Origin of the sequence: Shewanella sp. LC6 (assembly GCF_006385735.2) — a bacterium.
Lineage (GTDB): Bacteria > Pseudomonadota > Gammaproteobacteria > Enterobacterales > Shewanellaceae > Shewanella > Shewanella xiamenensis.
Genome location: NZ_CP043902.1, coordinates 2999217 through 3016399 on the forward strand (window position 1 = coordinate 2999217; position 17183 = coordinate 3016399).

Annotated in this window: 16 protein-coding genes; 7 read left to right on the forward strand and 9 right to left on the reverse strand. The window is 44.3% G+C overall.

The features are described from left to right. Positions 1-81: 81 nt before the first annotated feature. Together FJD32_RS13520 and FJD32_RS13525 are read right to left on the reverse strand one after the other, a co-directional pair. Positions 82-2613, reverse strand: a complete 2532-nt coding sequence (locus tag FJD32_RS13520; protein ID WP_037425594.1) for a hypothetical protein — start codon at positions 2611-2613, stop codon at positions 82-84. A gap of 76 nt (positions 2614-2689) precedes the next feature. Beyond that, the gene (locus tag FJD32_RS13525; protein ID WP_205403057.1) at positions 2690-4282 is read right to left on the reverse strand and encodes an IS1634-like element ISSpu7 family transposase; all 1593 of its coding nucleotides are present in this window, start codon (positions 4280-4282) and stop codon (positions 2690-2692) included. A gap of 91 nt (positions 4283-4373) precedes the next feature. On the opposite strand from FJD32_RS13525, the gene FJD32_RS13530 reads away from it, so the two are divergent. The 5 genes from FJD32_RS13530 to FJD32_RS13550 all read left to right on the forward strand — a co-directional run bounded on the left by FJD32_RS13530 (position 4374) and on the right by FJD32_RS13550 (position 10326). After that, positions 4374-5987: an IS1634-like element ISShes12 family transposase gene (locus FJD32_RS13530; protein WP_011715680.1), complete on the forward strand. Its 1614-nt coding sequence runs from the start codon at positions 4374-4376 to the stop codon at positions 5985-5987. Positions 5988-6326: 339 nt separating this feature from the next. Beyond that, a complete protein-coding gene (locus FJD32_RS13535; protein WP_037417427.1) occupies positions 6327-7640 on the forward strand; it encodes a dicarboxylate/amino acid:cation symporter in 1314 nt (437 codons plus the stop codon). 158 nt (positions 7641-7798) lie between these two features. Beyond that, complete coding sequence (locus tag FJD32_RS13540) at positions 7799-8125, forward strand: hypothetical protein (protein ID WP_037425597.1); 327 nt, start codon at positions 7799-7801, stop codon at positions 8123-8125. Between the two features lie 186 nt (positions 8126-8311). Beyond that, entirely contained in the window at positions 8312-8986 is a 675-nt protein-coding gene (locus tag FJD32_RS13545) for a response regulator (protein WP_011072043.1), read from the forward strand. Next, positions 8977-10326 carry a sensor histidine kinase gene (locus FJD32_RS13550; RefSeq protein WP_037425600.1) on the forward strand — a complete coding sequence of 450 codons (1350 nt, stop codon included), beginning with the start codon at positions 8977-8979 and terminating at the stop codon, positions 10324-10326. The genes FJD32_RS13545 and FJD32_RS13550 overlap by 10 nt, the downstream gene beginning before the upstream one ends. Before the next feature lie 5 nt (positions 10327-10331). On the opposite strand, the gene FJD32_RS13555 is transcribed toward FJD32_RS13550, so the two are convergent. Beyond that, positions 10332-11027 (reverse strand): 2OG-Fe(II) oxygenase, encoded by a 696-nt coding sequence (locus FJD32_RS13555; RefSeq protein WP_037417437.1) that lies wholly within the window; start codon positions 11025-11027, stop codon positions 10332-10334. Between the two features lie 116 nt (positions 11028-11143). On the opposite strand from FJD32_RS13555, the gene FJD32_RS13560 reads away from it, so the two are divergent. After that, positions 11144-12406: a DUF3391 domain-containing protein gene (locus FJD32_RS13560; RefSeq protein ID WP_037417439.1), complete on the forward strand. Its 1263-nt coding sequence runs from the start codon at positions 11144-11146 to the stop codon at positions 12404-12406. A gap of 68 nt (positions 12407-12474) precedes the next feature. Here the strand turns inward: FJD32_RS13560 and corA are convergent, their stop codons facing one another. From corA to cobB, 4 genes are all read right to left on the reverse strand, one after another. After that, the gene (corA, locus tag FJD32_RS13565; protein ID WP_037417441.1) at positions 12475-13422 is read right to left on the reverse strand and encodes a magnesium/cobalt transporter CorA; all 948 of its coding nucleotides are present in this window, start codon (positions 13420-13422) and stop codon (positions 12475-12477) included. A gap of 126 nt (positions 13423-13548) precedes the next feature. Next, positions 13549-13911: a hypothetical protein gene (locus tag FJD32_RS13570; protein ID WP_069454771.1), complete on the reverse strand. Its 363-nt coding sequence runs from the start codon at positions 13909-13911 to the stop codon at positions 13549-13551. A 151-nt stretch (positions 13912-14062) separates the two neighbouring features. Continuing rightward, positions 14063-14512 carry an ATP-binding protein gene (locus FJD32_RS13575; protein ID WP_037425713.1) on the reverse strand — a complete coding sequence of 150 codons (450 nt, stop codon included), beginning with the start codon at positions 14510-14512 and terminating at the stop codon, positions 14063-14065. Positions 14513-14523: 11 nt separating this feature from the next. Next, positions 14524-15270: a Sir2 family NAD+-dependent deacetylase gene (cobB, locus tag FJD32_RS13580; protein ID WP_037425606.1), complete on the reverse strand. Its 747-nt coding sequence runs from the start codon at positions 15268-15270 to the stop codon at positions 14524-14526. A gap of 256 nt (positions 15271-15526) precedes the next feature. Between cobB and fur the strand changes: the two genes are divergently transcribed. Then, positions 15527-15958, forward strand: a complete 432-nt coding sequence (fur, locus tag FJD32_RS13585) for a ferric iron uptake transcriptional regulator (protein ID WP_037417447.1) — start codon at positions 15527-15529, stop codon at positions 15956-15958. Positions 15959-16055: 97 nt separating this feature from the next. Here fur and FJD32_RS13590 read toward each other — a convergent pair whose 3' ends face one another. Together FJD32_RS13590 and rnk are read right to left on the reverse strand one after the other, a co-directional pair. Then, positions 16056-16553, reverse strand: a complete 498-nt coding sequence (locus FJD32_RS13590; RefSeq protein ID WP_037425716.1) for a GNAT family N-acetyltransferase — start codon at positions 16551-16553, stop codon at positions 16056-16058. A 53-nt stretch (positions 16554-16606) separates the two neighbouring features. Next, entirely contained in the window at positions 16607-17014 is a 408-nt protein-coding gene (gene rnk, locus FJD32_RS13595) for a nucleoside diphosphate kinase regulator (protein ID WP_037425608.1), read from the reverse strand. Positions 17015-17183: the final 169 nt, after the last annotated feature.

A 17183-nucleotide genomic window follows, 5' to 3' on the forward strand; every position in this document is an offset into this window, starting at 1 on the left:
CACCCGCACAGTGAAAACAATGCGGGTATTGTATTTATGAACAAAAAATAAGGTGCCATCGGCACCTTATTTTTTTAGTTCTTATTTAACCACGATGGGAATATTAAGCACCTCAGATGCCGTCCCTACGAGTCCAACATCACTTAAGCCTGGCGTTGTAACTGTGACAATTAAATTACCAGAGTCGGGCTGATCGCCACCTTTTAAGCTTACAACAAACTGTCTACCACCATTATAATTTGTACTTGGCCAAGTATAACTACCTGAACTCGTGACAGTAGCGCCTGTAGCTTTAAAGTTAACCACTGTTCCAGCAGGCATTTGCTGATTATTAATATCAGCTATAGTAAACACAACAGATGCGCTACCTTTTAGTCCGATATCAATTTGGTTGTTACCTGCAACATTATCAGTAATCACAACATTTCCAAGACTGGTTGCGTAAGCCTCACTGCTTGACATTACAAGAACAAGCGAGCGCCGAACCGAAATTGAAGCTTGTGGGCTACATTTTACCCCTGGAACTGAAGCGTCACATAACACACCGCTGTACTCTCCATCCGCTAAGTTAAACTCACCTTGTCCTGTTGGATTCACGGGATCAATAAAGTCAGTGAAGGTTTCGCGAGCACCGGAGGTATCCGTAGTACTTGCTGTCATATACTTCGGCGTATAAATACCATCTTCGTTATGATCAACGTAGGCTTCGGTCAAGTCATAACAGTCTCCGCTGTTATCACGGCCACAATTTGTTGAGGTACCGACAAATAAATTAAATTCATTCGCGGTATCGAGAATATTGTTGCTATTTAGATCAGGGAAAGACTCTTCACCAATTGCTGTAGCAGTAATAGTGACTCGTCCACCATAGGGTTGGCCATAATAGTTCCCAAAATAGCTTCGACCAGCGAGATTGACCTCTTGCTTTAATAAAGCAGTAGGATCTTTAACGCGATTACCAATGCTATCGAAAAAAGGCCCATTAGCGGCAACACCAACTGGACGAGGTTGTTGACTAGTCCAAACTACAGAACACACTCCTTTTTTTGTTTGGCATGAACTCTCAATTGAACCACCTTCCGCAGTGAACACTACAGCAGTACCATCTGGCACAGGGTTGTTAAAAGCGTCAGCTAAACGGGCTGTTACAGTCACTTTAGCGCCATCATAATCCCAGCCTTCAACGTTTAAAACTGACGCGGAAAGTGAAAAGCTGTCTTGATCAGGCTTACCCGTTGAAACGACTAATACATTAGATTGGCTTGAAATGATTGCCCCATTGGACCCTTGAGTCGTTGCAGTCACACGCACCGTGGTTGCGACAGTACCAGAATTCACTACTGTTTGTACGTAGCCTTGATTATTCGATGTCACAGTTGCAGGTGTTAAGCTTAATCCAGCAGAATCATTGTTAAGCTTAAAATCGACCGATTTATTCGCTACAGCATTGCCATTTGTATCCAACACTCTAAAACGCAAAGTGGCAGATTCTGCAGTGCCTGTGCCTTTGATACCAATATTCTGAGGTGTTGCATCAACGAAAACGATACTACCTACACTTGCTGACAACACTTTAATAATACCTGTAGCGGAAAGGTTTTTACCCCCTACATCTGCAGTAACAGTAATATTATCATCACCGACACATCCTTTTGCGAGATAGGTACTCGTTGCTTGGCCGCCGACAGCGGTAACAGGAGTACTTAACACTGCTTCTGGTGTCGCCTTATTTGAACAAGTTGAAGCAAATTTAACATCCACAGGCTCGGTAAATGGATTACCGTTACTATCCTGAAGGAGGACAGAAATCGTTGCAGTTCCTCCTGCTGATAATGTGGTAGCACTTACATCTGCTTTGCCTGACACGAAGGGCGAGCCACTTCCCATTAATACATTGGTAGCGCCCACTACAAAGACTTGCTCACCAAACTCACCCGTGTTCAACGATGCTTTTGCAGTACCCGCACCAGGAAGACTTCCCGCATATAAATTAACGCTAGCTTTGCCATTGATATCTGTAATAGCAGTTTTTACTGGTAGATCGCCAATTGTTGTATCAAAAGTAACAATGGCTGCTTTTGATAATCCAGTTACTGTTGCAGTTAAAATGCCAGGTGTCGTAGATGTAATACTGTCAATTGCATTACCTGCCGTATTAGTGAGTTTTAAGGTAACTTGAGCCCCTCCCCCAACATTTCCCCCATCACCAGCCATGACAAAACCAATTTTACCGGACTCCCCAGTATCAATCTTTCCGGTAACAGTCCCTGCACCAGCAATCGTTGCCGTATTTAAAATAATAGAGGCAATCCCATCACTATTTGTTAATGCAGTGGCCGAAGTCGGGAAAAAAGATCCCATACTTGAATTGCTTAGGTTGAAAGTGACCAATTCCCCCGCTAAGGCACCCACTTTTGAATCCACTACCTTCGCGGTAACAGTAGCAGGAGTATTTGCTGAAATGTTGGTATTGGAGATCCCCATCGTAACGGTAATAACACCGGGAGTGGGAGGAGTGCCAGAGCCATCATCGGAGATACTGCCTCCGCCTCCACATGCAACCAAAAAAAGTGAACATAGTCCTGCGAGAAAAACCTTATACGCTGACTTCATTGTCAGGCTCCCTGTTATTCTAATGATAATACTAAGATTGACGCTTATAACTTATAGCCGACATTCCGCAGCTAATTTAGGAATAAACTACCTCATAGAATCTACCGAGTAATTTGAGTAGTTGTGTTTGGTGATCTTGAAGTCCAGTGATGAACCTTTGGCCGTTAATCTCTAGCGTATCTATGCCTTCGAATTGCAAGAAGACCCAACGTGCCGTCGGTCTGGAGGTCGTCTTGTTCTTTACCATACTTGGGAAGAACGCTTCGGTTTGTGCGAGTTGTTCTCTGATTTTGTGTTCTAAACTAGCGTAAACAAGCAAGCTCAACGTCATTATCATTAGCAACGCTTCAATGCGCTCAGGCTTTTTCAAGAAGATGGAAGAGGTTAAAAACTCAGGGCTTTTTAGAAAACGGAAGCCGCGCTCGACTTTTTGTTGCGATTTGTAATGTGCTAGAAGAGCCGCCATGGTGAGTGCTTCATTGTCGGTGTCATTCGTCGCGAGGATAAACATGCCTACTTTGAGCTTAGCCAGTTTTACTTTTTCTAGGTCGGTGAAGGGGGCGGCTTCGATAAAGTATTGGTATCCTGTCGGTGCTTCATCTGTCTTTGGGCGGCCCGAATGAGAGTAAGTCGGCTGTTTGATGAGAGTGCCTTGTTCAAACCCAAGTAAGTCACATTGTTTCTTGAAATCGTTAAACGCTAATTCTGCGTCAACTTCACAAGCGAATGGTTTTTTACTTAGCTTTTCCAACGCTTTGATTTCTTTTGCTATGTTTTTCTCTAAGTTCTTGAAGAAAGTGATTTCTTCCCGCTTGGTGGCCTGTTCACTGTGAACGAGCAACCAACGTTGATTGACCTTTCCGTAATCCGAGTCTATCCAACATCCTGAGTAGCCATGACCGATAGTGCTTAATTGCTCTGGCTCTAGCGCAAGTAGTGCTTGTTTTGCGAGCTTGATGGTCATGGGGACACGGGTAATGAATTTTTGATTTTGCTCATCTAGCGAGGAGATGCTTTCTTCGGTGTACAAAGCGGCATCAGCGATAAAGTAACGACTATTTTGCGCGGCTTTTAGGCAATGTATGTGTCTTTTAGTGACTTCAGCGAATGCCTTGGCATCATTGGTGTTACCACTCAGTGCTTGCATGTAAACAGGAATACCTGCTTGGTTTTCACAGATGAGTTCAAGCACGACTTGGTTAAGCTCTGGCCTATGATCCCGACTATAACCTCTTACAAGCTTAATCACGTTGGTGTTTTCATCTTGTGCATACTCACCATCAACGTGGAAGCTAGTGATATCAAGATGAACAGAATCGGTCGTCAAGCCCAGTTTATCAACAACACGCTCAGCAATAACCTGATAGAGCGCTGAGACATCGGCTTCGTATAGAGCATCTAATGTGCGGCCTAGTACATCATCAGTCAGGTGGTGTGCTTCAATGTCTTTGGCGAGTAGCTTAGATACAGGCTTGGTCTTAAAAAAGTCCGAGAACATGTGCAGTGTTCTGCTATGAAAGCCAAGTCCATTTAGGAGCATGGCCAATACCGCGTCACCATGAGAAACATTGTGGTCAGAATATTTTGGGATAACGGCATCTATCATCCGTGGCAGGCCAATTTCGTGACAAAAGGCGGCAATGAGACCAAGGTGATCTAAGCGTTTAATAACCCGTCATTCCGCACCTAATTTTCGATTTAAAAAACTTGACGGCGATCGGTCATTCTGATCTATTACTCTCTTTTGCAGGTAATTCATCATGGCCGCTCCCGCTATCTCTATCCGTAACCTCGACCACCTTGGTTTGGTCGCTGCACTTTGCCAAGAACTCGGCATTGCTCGCATGATTGATGCGGTGCTACCCAAAACGCCGCCCTACAAAGTCTCACATGGTGAAGCGTTGGTGGCGATGATACTGAACGGTCTTGGCTTTCATAGTTCGACCTTGCACATGTTCCCGCAATTCTTTGCCAACAAGCCTGTAGAACGCCTGATTGGCCCGGGGATCTGTGCCGATGACCTCAATGATGATGTGCTCGGCCGCTGCCTTGATGCCCTCTTTGAGGCCGATGTCAGCACGCTTTATCAGGTGATGGCGGAGCAGGTCGTTGAACGATTGGGGCTCAAAAGTACTGCAGTACACCTCGATATCACCAGCTTCCACGTCGATGGCGCCTATGACCAAGCCGATGGCGAGCAGCTCGGTAAGTTGCAATTGGTACGGGGCTATAGCCGCGACCATCGGCCAGAGCTAAACCAGGTTATCCTGGAGCTTATCTGTGAAAATCAGGCCGGCCTGCCCATCTACATGCAAGCCTTGAGTGGTAATATTAATGATACCAAGGCCTTTGCCCAGACGGTACGGCGCCACTTGAGCAGTCTCAAGGCCGCGCAGGAGAGTCGTTATCTGGTCGGCGATGCGGCGCTGTATTGCGCCGACACCTTGCAACTACTGGCACAACAGCAACAGTTGTTCGTGACTCGTGTGCCTGTCACCCTCAATGAAGCCAAGCGAGCCGTGGCAACCATTGGCACCCAGTCGCTGGTTGCGCTGGGCAATGGCTATCATGGCTGTTGGCAAAGCGCCAATTATGCCGACGTCGCGCAGCGTTGGTTGCTGGTGCGCAGCGAACAGGCCAGCCACCGTGAGCAGCAAACATTAGCCAAAAACCTACTGAAAGACAGCACGCGTGAACTGAAAGCCTTCAACAAATTATGTGCCCAGCGTTTTGCCTGCGAGACCGATGCGCAGGCTGAATTAGCCCGTTTTGCTGTCAGCTTAAATCTGCTGCAACTAGAAGCAGAAGTCGTGAGTGAACCTATCTATGCAGGGCGCGGAAGGCCCCAAAAGGGTGAAATGCCGGTGAACTACCAATTTCACATCAAGGGGTTAGCCGCAAGTAGCTTGGCGCGGGTGGCTGAGGCGCGCAACCAGACAGGGGTGTTCATCCTCGCGACCAATGATCACAGTGAAACGCTCACCATGGCTGAGCTGTTGGCTACCTATAAAGCCCAGCAGAATGTCGAGCGTGGTTTTAGGTTTCTGAAAAGTCCCGAATTTTTAACCTCCTCGTTATATCTTAAAAAACCGGAACGTATCGAAGCGTTGCTGATGGTGATGACCTGTAGCCTGATGATTTATGCGGCGCTGGAGCACCGGATCCGGCAGGGCTTAGTAGAGCAGAACCGGAGTGTGGCGGACATGAAAAAGAAACCCACGCAAAAACCGACTGCGCGGTGGATTTTTTTACGCTTTGGCGGGGTGCACGAGTACCAGTTGGGAGAGGCGCCACCTCAAGTCACAGGACTCACAGTGGACCAGCAGATCATTCTCGACGTGTTAGGCGAACGGTATCGGCAAATTTATTCCTAAATCAGGTGCGGAAAGTCGGATAACAGGATGGGTAGACATATTTTGAGACCGTCAAATAGCAGTAATAGATCAAAACTGTCGATCGCGGTCAAGATGGTGTCGTAGTTTTTATGAAAAGCTGATCGCCAGATCACACTATTTAAATTCTGGAATTAGCTGCGGAATGACGGTTATAGGCTAACATTACACAATTTTCACGTAACTTTTCCATTACTCTCTTATTTTATTTTGCATATTTTGAACTTAGTTTAACATTAGAACTCATTTAAACTTCTGCATTTTCTTGCTAGTCTTGTCGTCGCCAATATTAGAACGTATAAAAAACACACAGGAACCCCCATGGCAACCTCATCACAACATAAACTCGGCCTTACCAGTAAAATTTTAATCGGCATGGTTACGGGTATTGCAATTGGACTATTTCTACGTAATTACTTTCCGGATAGTGCATTTATTAAGGACTATATTACCAACGGCTTTTTACATGTTATCGGTACGATTTTCATCTCAAGTTTAAAAATGTTAGTCGTTCCACTTGTATTTATTTCCTTAGTCTGTGGGACATGTTCCTTAAGTGAACCCTCAAAATTAGGGCGATTAGGCGGCAAAACATTAGCCTTTTATTTATTCACAACCGCTATAGCCTTAGTACTAGCTATTATCAGTGCAGTGATAGTCCACCCGGGTAATGCTTCACTCGCGTCAGAGAAAATGCATTACGTTGCAAAAGAAGCGCCTAGTCTCGCTGATGTATTAATCAGCATAGTGCCGACCAATCCAATGCAAGCCATGAGCGAAGGCAATATGCTGCAAATCATTATTTTTGCAGTGATTTTTGGGTTTGCTATCGCTCATATTGGCGAGCGTGGTAAACGTATTGCTGTATTGTTTGAAGATTTAAACGAAGTGATTATGCGCGTAGTGACCCTGATTATGCAGCTTGCGCCTTACGGTGTTTTTGCTCTAATGGGTAAACTTGCATTAACTCTCGGCGTAGAAACTTTCAGCAGCGTGGTTCAGTATTTCTTTGTCGTACTCGTCGTATTGCTTATTCACGCTTTTATTGTATATCCCATTTTACTTAAGGTGTTTTCAGGTTTAAGTCCATTGATCTTTATTCGCAAAATGCGCGATGTACAGTTATTTGCCTTTTCCACCGCCAGCTCTAACGCTACCTTACCTATTACCATAGAAGCCTCAGAACACCGACTTGGTGTAGATAATAAAATCGCCTCTTTTACCCTGCCATTAGGTGCCACCATTAACATGGATGGCACGGCTATTATGCAAGGTGTCGCAACGGTATTTATCGCTCAAGTATTTGGCATTGAGTTAACCCTTACTGATTATGCTGCGGTGGTTGTAACCGCGACTCTGGCCTCGATTGGTACTGCAGGCGTTCCTGGTGTTGGCCTCATAATGCTCGCGATGGTGCTTAACCAAGTTGGCCTCCCCGTTGAAGGTATTGCGTTAATTATTGGTGTCGACCGACTACTGGATATGGTACGTACCGCAGTAAACGTCACTGGTGATTGTGTGGCCACAGTCGTGATCGCTAAATCAGAAGGCGAATTTAATGAAACCGTCTTTAATAATACTCAAGCTGGCAAAGTTGCCCCAAGCTTTGATGAGCAAGTCCATAAAATAGATTAAAAATATCCCTATAATTTATCGTTTATGTTGATCATCCCAAGCCCAACATTGTTGGGCTTGTTTATTCTGCAATCTCACCATTCTGTGAACAAGTAAATAGAATAGTCCTTTAAACATCGCTATATTAGCCTGCATCAATATTGGCGTTGGAGAAGATTATGTGGTGGAGAGTGAGTTGGATGATTGTCGCCTTTTGGCTGTTAAGCGCACATTTTTTACGGTATGACCAGCTTGTATTCACAAGCCTTTTTGCTATAGCACCTTTTTTCCTGCTTATTAAACAACCACTTGTGATTCGAATAGTTCAAGCTGCATTGTTTATCAGTGTTATCACCGTTTGGGGAACCACTGCAATCGATGCTGTACAGATACGGCTCGCTCATGGAGAGCCTTGGTTAAGACTGGCGATCATCATGGGCAGCGTAATGCTATTTAGTTTAGGAGCAGTGTGGAGCGGCAACGGCATCTGGAGTAAAGCGAAATAAAGGCAATAGCCATTAACAATACATTAAAGATAATGACTTTAAAGACAATGGATTAGTACTTATTTTCACCACTAACGAACCTTGGTCAGCCGAGGTTAAGTTCTTTGTGGGTAAGATAAGACAATATTTGGCTCCCACGTATAATTTGCGTACACTGAGTCCAGTCGACGTTAAGGCATGAGTATTATGAGAATTTTGGTTGTCGAAGATGATCTTATTTTATCCCATCATCTAAAAGTGCAGTTAAGCGATTTGGGCAACCAAGTTCAAGTGGCCCTCACTGCCAAAGAAGGTTTTTTCCAAGCAACCAATTACCCTATAGATGTTGCCATTGTGGATTTAGGTTTACCCGATCAAGATGGTATTAGTCTTATCCAACAATTACGTGAAGAAGGCGTTAAAGCCCCCATTCTTATCCTCACAGCGAGGGTGAATTGGCAAGATAAAGTTGAAGGCCTCAATGCGGGCGCTGACGATTATTTAGTTAAACCCTTCCAAAAAGAAGAACTTGTCGCAAGACTTGACGCCTTAGTCAGACGTAGCGCCGGCTTTGTCAAACCTGTCATTACCAGTGGTGAGTTAAAACTTGATCTTGCCGCTAAACAAGTAACGCTAGGCAATGACATTATGGAAGTCACCGCCTTCGAGTACCTTATCCTCGAATATTTAATGCGCCATTGTCATGAAGTCGTCGCAAAACAGCGGCTATTAGATGTCATTTATGGCGACAAAGAAGGCGATCCTAATACTATCGAAGTGATGGTGAGTCGCTTACGTAAAAAACTCACCCGCGATGGCATTGATAATCCGATAGCCACAATCCGTGGACAAGGATATAAATTTAATCTGCCATGCAACTAAGGCTCAAATTCAAGAAACGTCTGCTTACCCGGATGTTTCTCACCTCGTTATCTATCATCACCTTAGTAGGGTTTGGCCTCGCTTGGATGGTCAACATTCTGCATGCGCAAAATAGCTATAACGAAGAAACCGCCCAGCTTATCGCCGAAATTCCACAAGTTGCCGCCGAGCTTAGAGAACATGATCTTATTCCTGATACCAGTGCTTGGTTAGAGGAAAACAACAAGCAAGAGCGGTATGTAATCGCAAGTTGTGATGAGAAGTTTAAACAAGTATGGACCTCATCCCTCGCTGTTGACCGTGGCCTCTTCGATACCTGCGAACGTTTCAACGAAATCCGTAACGACTCTCCGCCCTATTACCTCACCATGGCCGATGACAGAGGTTACTTTGTGTATTTGCTCGCAGTAGAAATCGCTGGCGTACATTACAACCTGCTTGTAATGAAAGATGCAGCTAAGCTCGAGCAGGAATACAGCAAATTCAGTAAACGCACCTATATCCGTCTGGCCATGGTGCTCGCTCTCGCACTGATTCTGCTGGTCAGTGCGGCATATTGGGGGATGCGTCCACTCGTAAGGATGCAAAACGAGTTGCAGTCGATAAACCAAGGTAAGACTAAGTCACTTTCAGAAGGTTACCCCGTTGAGCTTGAAGGCGTAACTCAAGCGCTTAACCAACTATTACAGCAATCGAGCGCCCAACAACAACGCTATCAAAACGCGATGAACGATCTGGCGCACAGCTTAAAAACTCGTCTTGCAGCCGTTCACGCCATTACCGATGATACAAGTCTGACAAAGCAATCTGCCAATGAAAAAATCATGGAGCAGATCAGCCAAATGGATCAGCTGGTTAAATATCAACTAAAACGCGCCATGTTAGGTCGCCAGGGATTAAAGCAGGAACACACCGCTATTGCCCCACTTGTTGAGCAACTCGCGCAAATGCTATTTAAAATTTACCGTGACAAACAGGTGAAATTTAAGGCCAACATACCGACTAATTTATTGTTTCCCGGTAATAAAGGCGATTTAATGGAACTCTGCGGTAACTTAATGGAAAACGCCTTCAGGCTATGTATTAGCCAAGTACAGGTAACAGCACATTTTAATCAGCAGAGTGATTTTGAATTGATCGTCGAAGATGATGGCCCAGGCGTAGAAGAACAACTTAGGCAAAAAATTATTCAGCGCGGCGTAAGAGCCGACAGCCAATCGCCAGGACAAGGGATTGGCTTAGCCGTATGTGATGAAATTGTCAGTAGCTATGGCGGAAGTCTAAGTATTGAAGAAAGCAATCTTGAAGGCGCGCGATTCAGAATTACCATCCCAACCTAACTATCCTATGCATAAACAGCATAAAGCTGCTCGGCGCGATTAAACATCACCCAAGAGGTGGCAATGTACTTATCATTACTGATAGGCATATTGCCACGATGGGAATGAGTAAAACCTGCTGGCGCAATCACCATTGTGCCTTTTTTAGGTGCGATTTTACGCTGCTGATAATAAAACTCGGTCTCGCCGCCCTCTTCTACATCATTTAAATAAAACATGTAAAGCACCACACGGTGTAAGGCCTCGTTGTGGTTAAGCTGAGGAAATTGCTCTGAATGCCAGTGGGGATATCCACCTTTATTCTTTTGATATTTCTGAATATTAATACTACCACTGCGGTATAAATATTTGACCAATGCTTCGGCTCTCGGTTTACCAAGACGCTCAAAATTCGTTGGCGTTAGAGTCACAGCTTGACCTTGTTCATCACTAACAGAAACCGCCACAGCTCCCATCAACGCCATCGAATATTGAGTAAAATAATCAGCGGTCCCCTTAAGGGTATAAGATAACAACTCATTCTTAAGTGGCTGTAAATCTATGAAATTATCTAGTGTAAGATCTCGACTGATCTTTTTTTCAAGATCGACCCCATTACCGGTTTGCCCATCAACCACACCTGAGTGGTTTTCGAACGCAAGAATGAGACGATCACATAGGTCTTCAGGTATCGCATTAGGGTATACTTCGATAAAATCCATATAGGCTCAATGCTTCGGTTATTTTCCAATCTTACTATGCTGACATGTTAGTTAAGTAATTGTAAAGCTGCACCATTGATATAAAATAACGCCATTGGCTTCACGATAACAAAAATATGAAAAAAAGCTGTAAAGTATCAATTCATCAATTACAAGTGGGTAATTTTGTGCGTTTACCCGTTGCTTGGAAAGATCATCCTTTTTTATTCAGTAGCTTTCACATAAAACAGGCTGCGCAAATTGAATTAATTAAAAATCTCGGTATTGAACACGTAATTGTCGATTTAGAGCGCAGTGAAACCGCACCGCTAAATCCTGAGGCCATTAACCCTATCAAGCTGCCACCGAGTCCAGAACTGCACGATCTTAAAAATGATATGGATGTCTATAAGGCTGAGCAAATCGAAGTCCAGAAAAAACTCCGCCGAGATATTCATAAAACGGAACAAAACTTCACCCGTTCAGTGGCCATGATGCGCAGTATGATTTCTAAACTACGCAATCGACCATTGAATGCCGTTGATGATGCTAAGGTGTTAGTCCACAGTATGGTGGAACAGCTGTTAACTTCCGATAATCTAGTACTGCACTTAATGAGTGACGCCAAACAGGATGAGAGTATTTACTACCATTCATTAAACGTTGCCATACTCGCCATGCTGATTGCTAAAGAGATGGAATGGGACCGAAGTGAAATTGAATTAATCGGTTTAAGTGCGCTATTTCATGATGTGGGTAAACTCAAAGTGCCACCGCAGATTTTGAAAAAGACCACACCTTGGTCTGCGCCTGAGCTTAATTTTATTAAGCAACATCCCCTTCTTGGGATTGATTTACTCAAACTGGCTGAGAATTTCCCTGAGGCTGCCTTCCCTGCTATCACCAATCACCATGAGTTTCTTGATGGCACTGGTTACCCCAAGGGATTGCAGGAAACGGATCTTGATAAGATGTCCCAGCTATTAGCAGTGGTGAATGAATATGACTCCCTGTGTTACCCAGGTAATCAAGGTAAAGCTCGTATGCCATACGCCGCGTTGGGACACTTGTATAAACAATATAAAACGAAATTAAATCAGGAATATATTGGCAAAATGATCAAGATGCTTGGCATTTATCCCCCCGGAAGTGTGGTGGAATTGTCAAGCGGCCAATACGCGATGGTGATGTCGGTCAATCTGCAAAAGCTACTTTGCCCTAAAATCCTCGTTTACGATGCATTAGTGCCAAAAGATCAAGCGCCTATCGTTGATCTTGAAATCGAAGGGATCAGTATCGTCCGCTGCCTTCCTCCCGCGGCACTACCTGAAAAAGTTCACGAATATCTCAACCCTCGGGAACGCGTCAGTTATTACTTTGGTGGCGATAGCCGCAAATAATCCCCATTAAAAAGCCGGAGAAACTCCGGCTTTTTGCGAATACTTTGCGATTAAATCAAATTGACCAATTACAGCCAATGCTTACGCTTAAAGAAAAAGTAAGTCCCCGCAGCGCTCGCAAGCATCATTAGAATCGCCATCGGATAACCATATTGCCATTCTAGCTCTGGCATACCATTAAAGTTCATTCCGTAGCTACTCGCGATCAGTGTCGGAGGCAGAAAGACAACGGCAGCGACCGAGAAAATTTTGATGATCTTATTCTGCTGTAATCCACTAAAACCCATCGCAGCATCCAGCAAGAAGTTTAACTTGTCGAAGATAAACTGGCTGTGAGGCATTAAAGACTCAATGTCCGAGAGCATTTCACGTAAGTCTTTTAAGTGTTCATCGGATAATTGCCCGCGGTAATATCGCTGCATATAACGTAGTGAGCGCTGGGTATCGAGTAAACTTAAGCGAATCTTACCATTGGAGTCTTCTTGCAATGTGATCAGCTTAAACACATCATCAAGCTCTTCACTGTCAAAAACCTGCTCACCGACATTTTCAAGCACGGTATACACGTCTTCGATCAAGTCAGAGAGATAATCCACTTTTAAATTAAATAGTTCGAGAAACAATTCCTGAGGGGTTGATACTTCTAGCCGACCTAACCGCAGATAGTTTCGTAATAGGCGGATAAGTCCGACATCCTCTTCGCGGATAGTCAGTAGAAAATTAGTACGCAGGTTAAAGGAAACGTTCACCCCACGCACATCTTGCCCCACCCGTTGTGGGAATAAGGAATTGATATGCAGCCCGTCGCTATTTTGATAAAAACGTGCCGACGCCTCAATCTCGTTGATATCTTCTTCGTCTGGCACTTCTTCAACTGAAAAATGACTTAACCACTCTCGCTCTGCATCATCAGGTTTATAAAGATCCAACCATATGGTCGACGCCGGAATACTGTCCTGAGTGTTAATCTCTGTCACCGTCAACTGACGGTTTTTATAGACGTAGGCAGTAATCATGTGTCCTCCTGAAAAAAACTTAAGCTAAAAAGTCCACTTAAGTGCAGGCTAAAAAATTGTCGCTAGTTTAACGCATAACTTCGCAATGAAAAGGCGGGAGAGATAAATTCGTAAAATAAATATGCCTTAGTCTTCGAGGATCTCTAGTCGCTCAGCATTTGAAAAACGAATATGTACCCCCTCAACCGTGACCATCTTTGCTTCTGAGATATCGCCTTTACGGGCATGATAAACACCGAAACTGTCACCCGATGGGGATACAATTGTCACGGTCACCACTTTATGCTGATCGTGCCAATACCACACACTGTAGCTTAAAACACAAAGCCCCAGCAGTAAAAATACCCCACTCAAAGCGTAGCGCCGCAATAGACTCGGTAACACAGGCGTATTTTGTAATGACGCTTGAACCACACCAGGCTTACGTTTAGCGAGCAGCAAAATCGCCATAATGATGACGGCGAGGGTGAGCAGCAGTTTTGTTAACAAGGTACACTCCAGAGGAACTAACTCGCCGTAGTATAATCGACAAATAAAAGGGAAACTGTCATTAAGATCAAGCTTATGAAACTCTTACTCAGGGGCTTGGACATTAATTTTGAATCGAAGATAACACCAAAAGATGACAAACAAAGGAAAGTTAACAATCCTCAAATTGTTTTGCCATCCTGCGAATTTGAGTTAACAGCACACCGTGACGATTACGTTCAGCACACAGTTTTTGATGAACAGGATCTGATGGATTACCAACAAGTATAATTCGCACTTGATAGCCAAGGGCTTTGGCTGCGGCCTCGTAAGCCATGTACTCCCAGCGGCAGAGATTAGTATTATCACAAATCACCACAGGCTGGGCATTGCTGAGTGCTTGAATAAATGCAGTTAAATTACGTTGATGGTATTCGGAAAGTTTTTTCGCATCGAATCGATACACCTCTCCCTCGTAGAAAAAACTGTCGGTCGAGAAAATACCACCTTGACGGACGCGCAGCGCATATTCTAACGGCAGATTAGCGACAAACTGTTCAACCCAATAGGATTTACCGCAGCCCGGCAAGCCACGCATGATAATCGCCAGTTTTTGCGCCATGGGCTCGTTGCTCATTCTTTTAAATCAGACTCGGCTAAATCGGAGCCAATCACTTTGCCTGAGAGTATAGTATCGACTAATTTAGGCACCAACTCCCCTGCCTTACCGGTTAAATGATATTGAAACTGGCTGTGTCTATCGGGCGATTGTAAATTAACCTCGACAGTTTGCGCCCCATGATGATTGGCCGTGTCAACAAAACCCGCTGCGGGATATACCGTGCCCGAGGTACCAATGGCGATAAATAAATCACAATTATCGAGCGCATCGTGAATTCTATCCATGCCTAACGGCATTTCACCAAACCACACCACATGGGGACGTAACCTTTGTGCAGGAATACAACACGTACAACAGTTGTTTACCCCAAAGGGTTCTCTTAATAAAAAGGTCTGACGGGAGCGAGGACAGCGGCCTTTAGATAATTCCCCATGCATATGCAGTAAGCGACGCGATCCAGCCCGCTCATGTAAATTATCAATATTTTGGGTGACAACCAATAACTGTCCAGAAAACTCAGCCTCTAACTTGGCTAACGCTTCATGAGCCGCATTAGGCATCACAGTACCACTGTGTAACTGCTCCCAACGGCTGTTATAGAAACGTTCAACAAGCTCGGCATCTCGGGCATAACCTTCGGGGGTGGCTACATCTTCAATATGATGCTCCTCCCACAATCCATCTTGATCGCGAAAAGTTCGTAATCCCGACTCGGCAGAAATACCCGCGCCAGTTAATACCACAATATGTTTGTACATACTGTTTCCTTTTATTGTAATTATTCTATTTATTGTCCCGAATTTTTCGCATCCTGAACATTATTCCTTGGTATAACCTTACAAAAACTATGCTTGAATTGCCGCAATTTATTGCGATTTCACGCTCAGTAACACAATTTATCTGCATATAGCCCCATAAAGCTAGAACAAAGGTTTAAGTTTTTAATTTGAGCCTCTATAATGGCAATCACTATCCACGGATGAACCTATTGGTTCTGCAATCAAGAGATTAGCAATGACAGATGGAAATCAAGCGCTAAAAAAAGCCGGTTTGAAAATCACCCTGCCACGAGTCAAGATCCTAGAACTGATGCAAGGACCTGAAAACCAACATATCAGTGCAGAAGACTTATATAAGAAACTACTCGATTTAGGCGAAGAAATTGGTCTAGCGACAGTTTACCGTGTATTAAACCAGTTTGATGATGCCGGCATAGTCAGTCGTCACCACTTTGAAAGTGGTAAAGCCGTGTTCGAGTTATCGACTCAGCATCACCACGATCACTTAGTTTGCCTGTCTTGCGGTAAAGTAATTGAATTTTCAGATGAAGTGATCGAACGTCGTCAAGAAGAATTGGCTAGTAAACATAATATTAAGCTGACAAACCACAGTTTATATTTGTACGGCCATTGCACAAATGACACCTGTGATCATAACGACGAATAAGTTCGCTCGAAGGCATATTTCAATAGTGTCTTAGCTGTAAGCTATATCATAAAAAACCAGCCATCGGCTGGTTTTTTATTAAAATACAAATGGTTAGTTATAAAGTTTTTGCGTAGACGTTGACTTTATACCCCATAAACTCGCTAGGTTCACGCCAATGCATTCCTATGCGTTTAGCCACTGTTTCAGAACCTAAATTCCCCTCTAAGATCAAAGCGATGATTTGCGTAATACCAAACTGCGGGAACACGCTGATTGCTGCTTGAGCAGCTTCGGTACCGATGCCTTTGCCCCAATATTCAGGAAAATAACGATAGCCAATTTCGACTTCGTTAAACTCAGGAATAAATTTTGGCCCACAAAAACCAATCACCTTGCTATCAGCCTTATGCTCAACAGCCCAGCGGCCAAATCCCCGCTGTTGGTAATCCTGAAGGATCACATTGTGGAACAGTTCACGAGCTTGCTCACGCTCAGTAAAAGGCTCGGTTGGAATATATTTCAACATCGCAGAGTTACTGTTCATCAAATAGAGGGCATCGATATCCTGCTCGGTAAAAGGTCTAAGAATTAAACGCTCTGTCTGTATAATCATATTGGCTTCCTTCATATTGCCCTCTATATACTCACTCATGTCCAGCTAAGCGACTAACGATGAAAATCACCGTTACGCTCTGGCTGATAAACAATTTCTTCAATACGGACTTTGACCATTGAGCCCCCAGGGCCTGGCCACTCGATTTCATCACCTTGTGATAAGCCCAATAAGGCGCTGCCTACGGGAGCGAGTATGGAAATGGTGCCCTCACCCGTCGCATCCTTAGGATAAACTAAACGCAAACAAAAAGTGTCGTTACTGGATGACACACTAAATTTCACTTCAGAATTCATCGTCACCACATTAGCGGGCATCTGCGCTGCGGGCACAATGTCTGCTCGGTCGAGTTCCGCCTCCAATGCTGCACGTCCCGGAAATGCATTCGCAGGTAATGACTCCAGCAGACGCTCGAGTCTTTCTAAATCGATTTCTGAAATAATAATCTTTGGCGTTTTCACAGTCTTTCCCTCATGTAAATAGATGCCCCTTAGGGTTAGCCATCTGCTCTGGGCTTATCCTCCCCCAATGGGATAAGCCAATAAAAAATACGCTCGCAGCTTAATGCCGCAATCGTGTGATAATTAAGTACAAGATTTATAGCTGAACAGCCATGGTGCCATAAGCGTA